This is a genomic window from Actinomadura sp. 9N215 (assembly GCF_044326345.1).
Classification (GTDB): Bacteria; Actinomycetota; Actinomycetes; order Streptosporangiales; family Streptosporangiaceae; genus Spirillospora.
Genome location: NZ_JBIRBA010000024.1, coordinates 152,463 through 162,831 on the forward strand (window position 1 = coordinate 152,463; position 10,369 = coordinate 162,831).

Below are 10,369 nucleotides of genomic sequence, written 5' to 3' on the forward strand. Positions count from 1 at the left end.
TGATGCAGAGGATTCCGTTCGCCGTGCACGCGCCCGACCCCATCACCTACGAAGGGGTGGTCGGCGGGGTGCGCGGCCGTCCCGAGCTGAGCCTGGTCGAGGAGTCCGACGCCGTGGTCGTCGTGGTCGTCGCCGAGACCGTGGACGAGCAGGTCAAGAAGGTGCTGCGGCGGTTGTCGCGGTCGGTCGGGGCCCGTCCGGTCCTGATCGTCAGCGACCTCAAGGAGGCGCACCTGCTGGAGGTCGTGGAGTGCGGTGTGGTGGCGATGCTGTGGCGGCGCGAGGCGCGGCCGGACGGTATCGTCCGGGCCGTGGTCGCGGCGGCGGGCGGCAACGGCAGCCTGCCCCCGGACCTCCAGGGCCGCCTGCTGAAGCAGGTCGGCCGCATCCAGCGCGGCGCGAACGCCCGGGGCCTGGCCACCGCCACCGGGCTGGCGGACCGGGAGCGCGAGGTGCTCTGCCTCATCGCGGACGGCCTCGACACGTCCGAGATCGCCGGGAAGCTCGCCTACTCGGAGCGAACCGTCAAGAACGTCCTGCACGGCCTGATGACCCGGCTCCAGCTGCGGAACCGCGCCCATGCCGTCGCCTACGCCCTGCGGGAGGGCTACATCTGATGCTCCACGAAGTGGACGACGCGCTGCGCACCCTGCTGCGGACCCGCGCGCTTTCCGGCGGCGACGTCCAGCTGGTCTTCGACGCGCCGACCCGCGAGTGGGCGGCGCGGCGCAACATCCCGACGATCAACGTCTATCTCTACGACGTCCGGGAGGACATGGGGCGGCGGGAGCTCGGGCCGGTCCGCGTGCACGACGAGGACGGACGCGTCGCCGGATACCGGCAGCCGCCCCGCACCTACCGCCTGTCCTACCTGGTCAGCGCCTGGACGAAGCAGCCCGAGGACGAGCATCGGCTGCTGTCGGCCGTCCTCGGCTGCCTGCTGCGGCACGACACCCTGCCCGCGGAGATGCTGCCCGCCGACGGGCTGCTGGCCACGGCGGGGAGCGCCGTCCCGGTCACCGTGGGTGTGCCGCCCGCGGAGCCGCGGTCGATCACCGATCTGTGGTCGGCGCTCGGCGGTGAGCTGAAGCCGTCGCTGGACGTCGTCGTCCTCGCGCCGTTCCCGGTGCCGCCGGACCTCGACGCCAAGCCGCCGGTCACGGAGGTGGAGGTGAAGGTGCGCGAGAGCGCGTCCAAGGTGGTGGAGATCCGCCGGAAGTCGCTGGCGTGACCGACTCCACGGGTTACCTGCTGGCCCGGATCGAGTTGCTGCGCGCCCGCGTGCGGCGGCTGGTCGCGGAGCGGTCCGCGGCGGATCCGTCCGCCGGGGACGAGTACCGCGGGCTGTACGTCCCGGACGGCACGGCCCGGCGGCTCGCCGCCGGGCCGGGCCCCGGACCCGCCCGCGACCCGGACTACGAGCGGGCCCTCGCCGACCTGGCGGACGCCGTCGGTGCCGGGACGCGCCTGCACCGGCTCGCCGGGGCGTTCGGCCTCACCGACCTCGACCTGGAGATCCTGCTCGCCGCGCTCGCACCCGACCTGGACCGCTCGTTCGAGCCGCTGTACGGCTACCTCAACGACGATGTGAGCCGCCGCCGCGCCACCGTCGGGCTCGCCCTGGACCTGTGGGGCGTCCCCGTGACGTCGGCGCACGGCCGCGCCCGGTTCGCGGCGGGGGCGCCGCTGGTCGCGGGGAGGCTCGTCGTCACGCAGGACGCCGACCGTCCCTTTCTGAGCCGGGGACTGTTCGTCCCCGACCGGGTCGCCGCGTTCCTCCTCGGCGACGACGCCCTGGACGACGACCTCACCGGCATCGCGCGCCTCGACGACGACCGCGGTGGGGGTGTGCCATCGGGCCTGGACGGGTTGGCGGGGCGGTTGCGGGAGGACGATTCCCCGCTGGTTTACCTGCATGAGGCCCGGGCAGGCGTGGGAGTCGCGGTGGCGCGCGCCGCGGCGGCGGCCGCCGGGCTGGCCGTGCTGGCGACCGATCCTGAGCGGCTGACGGCGGAGCTGGTTCCGTCCGTCCTGCGGGAGGCGACGCTGCGGGGCGCGGCCGTCGTGGCCGGTCCGTTCCCGGACGGCGGGCCGCTGCTGCGGGCCTTCGCGGACGCGTCCGCGAACGTCCCGGTGCTGCTGGCGGGGCCGCAGCCGTTCGACCCGGGGTGGAGCGAGACGCAGCCGCTGGTCCTGGACGTCCCGGCGGGGGAGCACGCGACCGGCGCCTGGCGCGCGGAACTGCCCGACCCGGACGGCCTCGCCTTCGACCTGGACGCGGCCACCGCCACCTACCGCTTCTCCGCGGACCAGGTCCGGCGCGCGGTCCGGGCGGCGCTCGACCACGCCGCGCTCGACGGCGTCCCCCTGTCGGCCGCGCACCTGTACCGCGGGGCGCGGCTGCAGAACGCCGGCGGCCTGCACAAGCACGCCAGGCGGATCGTGCCCGCCGTCGGCTGGGACGATCTCGTCCTGCCCGCCGAGCCGGGCGGGCGGCTGCGCGAGCTCGTCCAGCGGGCCCGGCACCGCGACCGGGTGCTCGGCGAGTGGCGGCTGCGCAGCGGCGGCGGACGGGGCCGCGGCGTGGTCGCGCTGTTCGCCGGGGAGTCCGGCACCGGCAAGACCATGGCCGCCGAGGTGCTCGCCGCCGAACTCGGCCTGGACCTGTACGTCGTCGAGCTGCCCGCCGTCGTCGACAAGTACATCGGCGAGACCGAGAAGAACCTGGAGCGGATCTTCACCGAGGCGGACCGGATGGACGCCGTCCTGCTGTTCGACGAGGCCGACGCCGTGTTCGGCAAGCGCTCGGACGTCAAGGACTCCCACGACAGGTACGCCAACCTGGAGAGCGCCTACCTGCTGCAGCGGCTGGAGTCGTTCGGCGGGATCGCGGTCCTTACCACCAACCTGCGCGCCAACATCGACGACGCCTTCACCCGGCGCCTCGACCTGGTCATCGACTTCCCGTTCCCCGACCCGGCGCAGCGCCGGGCGCTGTGGGAGCACTGCCTGGCCCCGCCCGTCCCGGTGGACGGCGGCGTCGACCTCGACCGCTGCGCGCGGGAGTTCGAGCTGGCGGGCGGCGCGATCCGGAGCGCGGCCGTCACGGCCGGCTACCTGGCGGCCGCGGCCGGACGCCCGGTCTCCATGGACGACCTCCTCGCCGGAGCGCGCCGCGAATACCGCAAGCTCGGCCGCCTGCTCCCCGGCGACATCCCCACGGCCGCCATCTAGCCGTCCTGCCCGGTCGGGCCGGTGGGCCGTGGGGTCGTCGGGCCGTGCGGGCCGTGCCGTCAGCGGGGGTCGTAGGGGATGCGCATGGCGGAGATCTGATCCTGGTCCAGCGGCACGTTCGAGCGCACCTCGATCGGGGACTCGCCCGACCTGACCCAGAAGCCGACGCTCAGCTTGCCGCCGTTGATGTCGCGGAAGTCCTCGCCCTCGGCGAATTCCAGGCCGACCTCCTCGGTGTACTTCTGCCATTCCTGGTTCGGCTGGAGTTTGAACGCCTTGAAGACCTCGCGGCGCTGGAGCACCTCCTTGTCGCCGTCGAAGTTCCAGTCGAAGATCACCGAGATGCTCGCGTTGGGATCGCCGTTGGAGCGGACCCAGAAGTCGAAGGTCGTCGTGCTTTCGGGGTTGTAGGAGTCCTTCATGCCGCAGAGCGTGTACCGCACCGAACTCCACGTGCATTTCCATTCGTCGCCGACCTGCTCGAAGCCTGGGCTCTTGACGGGGAAAGGCCAGGTGGCGGGCTGCTCGCCCGGTTCCGGCGGGTCGGGCCAAGGAGAGGCCTTGCTCAAGTAGAGCAGCCGGTGCCCGGGACCGCCGAGCTGACGCTCCTGACCCTCGCTTCCGCCTTCGGGCTCGTTGCCTCCGGCACCGGCGGGCGGGGCGGGGGGAGCTTTACGCGGTTCCTGGTCGGGGGCGGGGGCCTTGGCCGGTTTCTGGCCGTCCGGGAGGGTGAGCGGGTTCCCGACCGGGACCATTCCGCCGTCGCGCGCCTTCGAGCCGAAGTCGGGCCTGAAGGTGAACCACGCGATGGTGAACGCGAAGCTGGCCGCCACCAGCACCCCGAGGAAGCCGAGCAGCCAGCGCGGCATGACCGCCCGCTGGACGAACACGCCCCCGACCTCGACCGGCTCCACTCCGGAACGCATCACGTTCACGGTGTAGGGGTGCGACTCGCGCTGCCCGAACCAGGCGATGGAGCCCGGCTTGACACGTCCCTGCACCCACGCGGCCCGGCCCGGCTCCACCTGCACGTTCGCGGGATGGAGTTCGAAGCCGAGCTGCCCGCTGTTGTCCTTGCCGGTCAGCGACGCGGTCAGCCGGGTGTTGCCGAGGTTGTCCACGGCGAACTTGGGCTTGCCGCGGAACCGTCCGCGCACGGTGTGCGGCAGCAGCTCCGCCCGCACCTCGGTGAACGGCGTGACCGTCAGATGCCCTTCCACGACGGTCTTGTCGTCCGGCTGCTCGGTCGGGACGACCTCCACCGCGAACGGGTGGCCGCCTGCCGTCGCGTCCGGGGTGCGGGGCGGCCGGAAGGTGATCTCGGCCGTACCGGTCGTCCCCGGGTAGAGGCGCAGCGTCCGCGGCTCGACCTCGGCCCACACGGCGGGCACGCCGGCGACCGCGACGCGGTACTCCTCCACCAGGTCGGTCGTGTTGCGCAGCCGCAGCGTCACGGTCGCGGCGGCGCCGGGATCCACGGTCGCGGACGCCGGATCAAGAGAAGTCCAGATGCTCACTGACCGGACGCTATGCGTCCGCGCCCCTCCCGAGAACGGCCGCCGGTGCACCCGCGCGTGCACACCTCCCTGCCCCCGATGACACGCGGCACAGGGGCGTCGCGGGGAATCCGCGACCGGGTGCTAATGGGGAAGGGGCTTGCTGAGGAGGGCCCTGCTTTCGGCGTCGACGTCCGTTTCCGTCTTTCCCGCCGGGTCGGTCAGGAGCAGGCCTTGGCCGTTGTCGAATCCGGTCGCCGGCTTGGTCTGGTTGTCGATGGCGTGGAGCGCCTCGTGCATGATCAGGTGCATGCCGGACGTGGAGTGCGGGTCGTAGTTCCCGCGGCGGAAGGCGATGTCCGACCCCGAGGTGAACGCCTCCGCGTGGAGCGACTCGGCGGCCTGGTGCGCGTTGGCGTCGGTGTGCACGCGGACATGGCCGAGGGACGCGCCCGTGCGTGCCTCGATCTCGGCGCGGACGGGTTCCTCCATCGGCCGTCCCGACGACCGCAGCACCTTCTCGACCCGCTGGCGCTGGACGGCCGGTGCGTGCTCGTCAGAACCCGGCTCGTCAGAACCCTGGTCGGCCTGGCGCTGGGCGGAGACCATACGCGCCACCGCGGCGTTGCCGACCAGCCGCTGCAACGCCATGACCGACCCCGGAGACGGCGCGGCGCCCGGAACGACCTTCGCCATGGCCTCATCGGTACGGGCCCGCTGCTTGGCGTCCGCCGGTGTCCGGCGAGCCTTGCCGTCGTCCCGCCGATCCTTCTGCTCGCGCACAGCGCGCTCCTTTCCCCACGGGTGCCACCGTCACCTCAAACTGGACCGTGCTTCGGCCCCTGTGAAGGAACCCGAGGACAAACAACCCGGCACCGGAAACTGCCCGAACAGGCAACGGCTCCCGCGGCTGCCCCGCGGTCAGGCCCCGGGGCAGCGGCTTCGGGCCGCGATCGTGTCCGGTCGGGCAATGAGCGGTGCCCGTGATAGCGCGCCTTCGGTCCCGTCGGCGTCTCGGCCCTTGTGATTGCCTCGGCCGGGAGGTAGGTCTCCGGGGAGAAAGGCAGAATCGCGATGCGCGTCAATGAATGGCTAGAACGATCCCGGTCAGGTGCGCGCGGGCCCTCGCGTCCGCGCGCACAGGATCGCGCACAGGATTCCGCCGCCGCGCCAGGCCCGGAACACGCGAACCCGGCGCTCCCCGGCCGTCCCATGGACGCGGCGGGAGTCCTGGCCCTCCAGCGTTCGGCCGGTAACGCGGCCGTGTCGCAGTCGCTGGAGGCACAGCGGGACGACCACGGCGCCGACCACGAACACGCGCACGGCCTGCCCGTGCAGCGGGCACTGACGAACAGCGATCGAAACTACGGCACCACCCCCGGCACTCTCATGCGACCCAATATGCAGGACCAGCAGCGCCTGGAGAATGTCTTCCCCAGGGACCAGAACCGCGACTTCCAGCAGTTTCCCGACCCGGTCGTTTTCGGCTCCGTCCTCACCGGCCCGCTGAACGCGCAGCTTCAGAGAGCCCAGGGCACCGGCGCCCCTGTCCTCGGCGGGGAGCAGGAGGCCGCGCCATGGGTGCAAGCGATCAATCCCTTGCGCCATGCTGACGCCTACCGCCGCAACTGCGTCGACGCGGCGCGCAGCTTCCTCGCCTCCTGGTCGGGCAACCCCACCGTGGCCGTCGGGGTCCACGGCACCACGGACCGGGATCTGGAAGCGGACGCCAACGCGCGTACGGCGACCTGGCTGGCCACCAGGTGGAAGTACGACGATGACCAGTCGCCCTCGGGCGGGTCGGCGGACGTGTGGGACACCGTGAGGACCCGGTTGGAGAGGGTGGGGCACGGCGCCGCGTCCGTCGTGCTGTTCGACCGGCCGGGCGGGGCGGCTCACGCGGTCTGCGGTGTCAACCACCTGGGGAGCATCGTCTGGGTCGACGCCCAGCGGGGGAAGGTCAAGGTGTCCGATCCGTTGTACCAGGGCACTACCTTCCTGACGATCACGCTCAGCCCCCAGTTCGAAGCGGTCGATGCGCCGGCGCCCCACCCCACGGCGCTCGCCCCCGGCCCCTGAGCCAGGCCGGTCAACGTGCCGTCCATCGCCGTGCGGCCGTGCGCCGGTGGCGTTCCGGGCAGCGGAGGGTGCCCTCCGGACGGGACGAACGGACGTTCCGGGCGGCGCGGCCGGGCGGCAGGGTTTCTGGTAGGTCCAAGCCGTCCTAACGGGGAGTAGCTGCCAATGCCCACGTATCTGTCGCCCGGCGTCTACGTCGAGGAGGTGGCCAGCGGGTCCCGCCCGATCGAGGGGGTGGGGACGTCGGTGGGCGCCTTCGTCGGGTTCGCTCCGGCAGGCCCGCTGAACGAGCCGGTGCTGGTCACGAACTGGTCGCAGTACGTGGCCGCGTTCGGGGACTTCGCCGAGGGCTGCTACCTCGCCCACGCCGTGTACGGGTTCTTCAACAACGGCGGCACCACCTGCTACGTCGTCCGGGTGGGCGGGGCGACGGCGCAGGACGGCAACGGCGCCGCGCCCAAGGAACTGGCGGCGCCGGCGCCCGCACGGCTCGGCGGGTTCAGCGTCGCGGCCGTCCCGTCCGCGGCGGCCGGGACGATCGAGGTGGAGGTCGCCGACATCGACGGCGGCGACAAGGGCGGCGAGAAGGCCGACGACCGGTTCAAGCTGGTCGTCAAGGTCGACGGCACGGCGGCGGAGAGCTTCAACGTGTCGACCAAGAAGAACACCCGCACCTACATCGTCACGCAGGTGAAGGAGCGCTCGAAGCTCATCACCCTCACCGAGGCCGCGGCCGCCGGGCAGCCGGCCAGGCCGGACAACCAGAGCGTGACGCTGGCCGTCCCGGCGGCGCCGCCCGCGCCCACCGCCGACGGCGCGGCGATCACGCCCGAGCACTACCTCGGCGACACCGCCGACCGCACCGGCTTCGGCGGCCTGGAGGCCCTCGACGCGGTCACCATGGTCGCCGCGCCGGACCTGATGAGCGCCTACCAGCGCGGCGCCATCGACCTGGAGGGCGTCAAGGCCGTCCAACTCGGCATGATCGCGCACTGCGAGCTGATGGGCGACCGGGTCGCGATCATCGACCCGCCGCCCGGGCTGAACGCCCGCGAGATCCACGAGTGGCGGCAGGACACCGCCGGGTACGACTCGCGCTACGCCGCCCTCTACTACCCGTGGATCAAGGTCTTCGACCCGTCGTCCGGGACGACCGGGCTGGTCCCGCCGAGCGGCCACATGGCCGGGATCTGGGCCCGCAGCGACGCCGAGCGCGGCGTGCACAAGGCCCCCGCCAACGAGGTCGTCCGCGGTGCCGTGGACCTCGGCCTCCAGGTCACCAAGGGCGAGCAGGACCTGCTCAACCCGGTCGGCGTGAACTGCATCCGCTCGTTCCCCGGCCGCGGCGTGCGGGTGTGGGGCGCGCGGACGCTCGCGTCCGACCCGGCCTGGCGGTACCTGAACGTCCGCCGCTACTTCAACTACCTGGAGGAGTCGATCCTGATCGGCACCCAATGGGTGGTGTTCGAGCCGAACGACCACGAACTGTGGGCGCGGATCCGCCGCAACATCTCCGCCTTCCTCGTCACCGAGTGGCGGGACGGGGCCCTGTTCGGCGCCACCGAGGATCAGGCCTTTTACGTCAAGTGCGACGACGAGACCAACCCGCCCGAGTCGGTCGACCTCGGCCGCGTGGTCTGCGAGATCGGCGTCGCGCCCGTCAAGCCCGCCGAATTCGTGATCTTCCGGGTGGCCCAGATCTCCGGCGGCGGGGAGCTGGAGGAATAGGCCGTCCCGGCTACTGGAAACGGCACTGAACAGGAGAGGAAATCATGACTTTCGACAAACAGGATTCCGCGGCGGCGCACAATTTCGGATTGCAGATCGACGGCGTGATGGTCGAATATCTGCAGAAGGTCAGCGGGCTCGGCCAGAAGCAGGACGTCATCGAGTTCAAGCAGAACTCGGCCCAGGGCAAGCCGACCACCGGGAAACTCCCCGGCGTCCCGCAGGCCGGGGAATGCCAGGTCGTCCGCGCCACGACGGGCAGCACGGTGTTCTCCGAATGGATCAAGAGTTCGTTCGAGGGCGACATGAGCTCGGCCCGCAAGAACGCCACCATCATCCAGATGGACTACCAGAGCAATCCCGTCCGGCGCTTCAACCTGCGCAACGCCTGGTGCAGCGACCAGCAGTTCGACGATCTGGAGGCCGGCAGCACCTCGGCGGTCACCGAGACGATCACCATCACCTACGAAGAGATGAAGATCGAAGAGAGCTGATGCGCCGTTCTGCCCCCACCGTGGACTCGGTTCGGATGCGGACCGAGTTCACCTTCGAACTCCCGCGCGGATACGTGGACGAGAGCGGGACCGTCCACCGCGAGGGCGCGATGCGCCTGGCCACGGCCAAGGACGAGCTGATCCCGCTGCAGGACGTCCGCGTCCGGGAGAACCCGCCCTACCTCTCGGTGGTGCTGCTCGCCCGGGTCATCACCCGGCTGGGCTCCGTCCCGCAGGTGCACGACGGGGTCGTGGAGGGCATGTTCGCCTCCGATCTGGCGTTCCTGCAGGACTTCTACCGTCAGATCAACGCCGAGGGCCACACGCTGGCGACCGTGGCCTGCCCATCCTGCGCGGAATCCTTCGAGGTGGATCTCGCCGGGAGCCGCCTGGGGGAATCGTGACGTACCCGCCGGACGCCCTGCACCGGGAGATCGGGTACATCGCGTACCACTTCCACTGGTCCCGCGAGGAGATCCTGGACCTGGAGCACCCCGACCGGCGCCGGTACGTCACCCACATCGCCTCCCTGGTGAGCGGCTGACCCATGGGCATCCGCGACCTGATCTCCCGCCGCCGATTCCGGCCGGCGGCGGGCCCTGACGTCCCCGGTGGGCGGGGCGGTCCGGGCGGTCCCGGCGGCGGCTGGCGTGCCGTGCCGCCGCCGGGCCGTCCGTCCACGATGGGCACGATCGCCGACCCCGCCTTCGGCGCGACCCTGGCCACCTGGCAGGTCCCGTCCCTCTCGGGAGAGATCGCCCGCCAGATCAGCCTGGACGGCCCGGGCGGCGTCATCGGGGACCCGCTCCGCCTTGCCGGAACGGCCCTGCCCCTGCACGCGATGCCGCAGCCTCTACCCGCGGCCTCGCCGCCTCCGGAGACCAGGCCAGAGCCACCGCGGCGTTCGTCTCCCCTGACCGTCGCCCGTGGCGTGGACCGTCCGTCCCGCAAGATCCGTGCGCTTGAGCCGCGTCCGCCGAAACGCAGCCCAGCCCAGCACGACGATCCGAGCCCGCCCACGAGCATCCCGCCAAGCGACGCCGAACCCAGCGTCCCCGACGCCCCCGACACCTCTGCACCGCGCAGCGACACGAGCGCCCCGGCACCCGCACCGCGGACCGCCGCGCGCCCCGTCCAGCGCAAGACGACTTCCGGAGCCGTGCGCACTCCCAGAGCGGCGCACCCCGCTCGCCGCGCGGCTCCGGTCACTCCTCCGCCGCCCCCGGCGGAGAGCGGCCCGGCGGAAAGCGGTCGGGGGGAGGACGGACCGCTGCCGTCCGCAGGACCGCAGCCCCCCGCCGGGCCGCAGCCCCCCACCCCTCCGCACCCCCCTGCTAC

The 10,369-nt window shown here is 72.2% G+C and carries 10 protein-coding genes and 1 pseudogene; 9 read left to right on the forward strand and 2 right to left on the reverse strand.

What is annotated here, in order from left to right; genetic code table 11:
- Positions 1–2: 2 nt before the first annotated feature.
- The 3 genes from ACH34T_RS32970 to ACH34T_RS32980 are packed head-to-tail and all read left to right on the forward strand — an operon-like array spanning position 3 to position 3,234.
- On the forward strand, positions 3–617 hold the full coding sequence (locus tag ACH34T_RS32970) for a LuxR C-terminal-related transcriptional regulator (protein WP_396024854.1): 615 nt from the start codon (positions 3–5) through the stop codon (positions 615–617).
- On the forward strand, positions 617–1,231 hold the full coding sequence (locus ACH34T_RS32975; RefSeq protein ID WP_396024855.1) for a DUF4255 domain-containing protein: 615 nt from the start codon (positions 617–619) through the stop codon (positions 1,229–1,231). The genes ACH34T_RS32970 and ACH34T_RS32975 overlap by 1 nt, the downstream gene beginning before the upstream one ends.
- Complete coding sequence (locus tag ACH34T_RS32980; protein WP_396024856.1) at positions 1,228–3,234, forward strand: ATP-binding protein; 2,007 nt, start codon at positions 1,228–1,230, stop codon at positions 3,232–3,234. The genes ACH34T_RS32975 and ACH34T_RS32980 overlap by 4 nt, the downstream gene beginning before the upstream one ends.
- Positions 3,235–3,293: 59 nt before the next feature.
- Here ACH34T_RS32980 and ACH34T_RS32985 read toward each other — a convergent pair whose 3' ends face one another.
- Positions 3,294–4,751 carry a hypothetical protein gene (locus ACH34T_RS32985; protein ID WP_396024857.1) on the reverse strand — a complete coding sequence of 486 codons (1,458 nt, stop codon included), beginning with the start codon at positions 4,749–4,751 and terminating at the stop codon, positions 3,294–3,296.
- A 123-nt stretch (positions 4,752–4,874) separates the two neighbouring features.
- Positions 4,875–5,513 (reverse strand): DUF4157 domain-containing protein, encoded by a 639-nt coding sequence (locus ACH34T_RS32990; protein ID WP_396024858.1) that lies wholly within the window; start codon positions 5,511–5,513, stop codon positions 4,875–4,877.
- Positions 5,514–5,942: 429 nt separating this feature from the next.
- Between ACH34T_RS32990 and ACH34T_RS32995 the strand changes: the two genes are divergently transcribed.
- The 6 genes and pseudogenes from ACH34T_RS32995 to ACH34T_RS33020 form a co-directional block, all read left to right on the forward strand.
- Positions 5,943–6,809, forward strand: coding sequence for a toxin glutamine deamidase domain-containing protein (locus ACH34T_RS32995; RefSeq protein ID WP_396024859.1), 867 nt, complete (start codon positions 5,943–5,945; stop codon positions 6,807–6,809).
- Positions 6,810–6,974: 165 nt separating this feature from the next.
- Positions 6,975–8,537 carry a phage tail sheath family protein gene (locus tag ACH34T_RS33000; protein WP_396024860.1) on the forward strand — a complete coding sequence of 521 codons (1,563 nt, stop codon included), beginning with the start codon at positions 6,975–6,977 and terminating at the stop codon, positions 8,535–8,537.
- A gap of 44 nt (positions 8,538–8,581) precedes the next feature.
- Positions 8,582–9,031: a phage tail protein gene (locus ACH34T_RS33005; protein ID WP_396024861.1), complete on the forward strand. Its 450-nt coding sequence runs from the start codon at positions 8,582–8,584 to the stop codon at positions 9,029–9,031.
- 35 nt (positions 9,032–9,066) lie between these two features.
- Positions 9,067–9,435, forward strand: coding sequence for a hypothetical protein (locus tag ACH34T_RS33010; RefSeq protein WP_396024863.1), 369 nt, complete (start codon positions 9,067–9,069; stop codon positions 9,433–9,435).
- A complete protein-coding gene (locus ACH34T_RS33015) occupies positions 9,432–9,575 on the forward strand; it encodes a DUF6760 family protein (RefSeq protein ID WP_396024864.1) in 144 nt (47 codons plus the stop codon). Before ACH34T_RS33010 ends, ACH34T_RS33015 begins: the two co-directional genes overlap by 4 nt.
- Positions 9,576–9,578: 3 nt before the next feature.
- Positions 9,579–10,369, forward strand: a pseudogene (locus tag ACH34T_RS33020) (hypothetical protein); the annotation flags it as partial.

Excerpts from the sequence above, each read along its gene's own strand:
- ACH34T_RS32995 (WP_396024859.1), top strand. The coding sequence starts at position 5,943 with ATGGACGCGGCGGGAGTCCTGGCCCTCCAGCGTTCGGCCGGTAACGCG.
- ACH34T_RS33010 (WP_396024863.1), top strand. The coding sequence starts at position 9,067 with ATGCGGACCGAGTTCACCTTCGAACTCCCGCGCGGATACGTGGACGAG.
- ACH34T_RS32970 (WP_396024854.1), top strand. The coding sequence starts at position 3 with ATGCAGAGGATTCCGTTCGCCGTGCACGCGCCCGACCCCATCACCTAC.
- ACH34T_RS33000 (WP_396024860.1), top strand. The coding sequence starts at position 6,975 with ATGCCCACGTATCTGTCGCCCGGCGTCTACGTCGAGGAGGTGGCCAGC.
- ACH34T_RS33005 (WP_396024861.1), top strand. The coding sequence starts at position 8,582 with ATGACTTTCGACAAACAGGATTCCGCGGCGGCGCACAATTTCGGATTG.
- ACH34T_RS32975 (WP_396024855.1), top strand. The coding sequence starts at position 617 with ATGCTCCACGAAGTGGACGACGCGCTGCGCACCCTGCTGCGGACCCGC.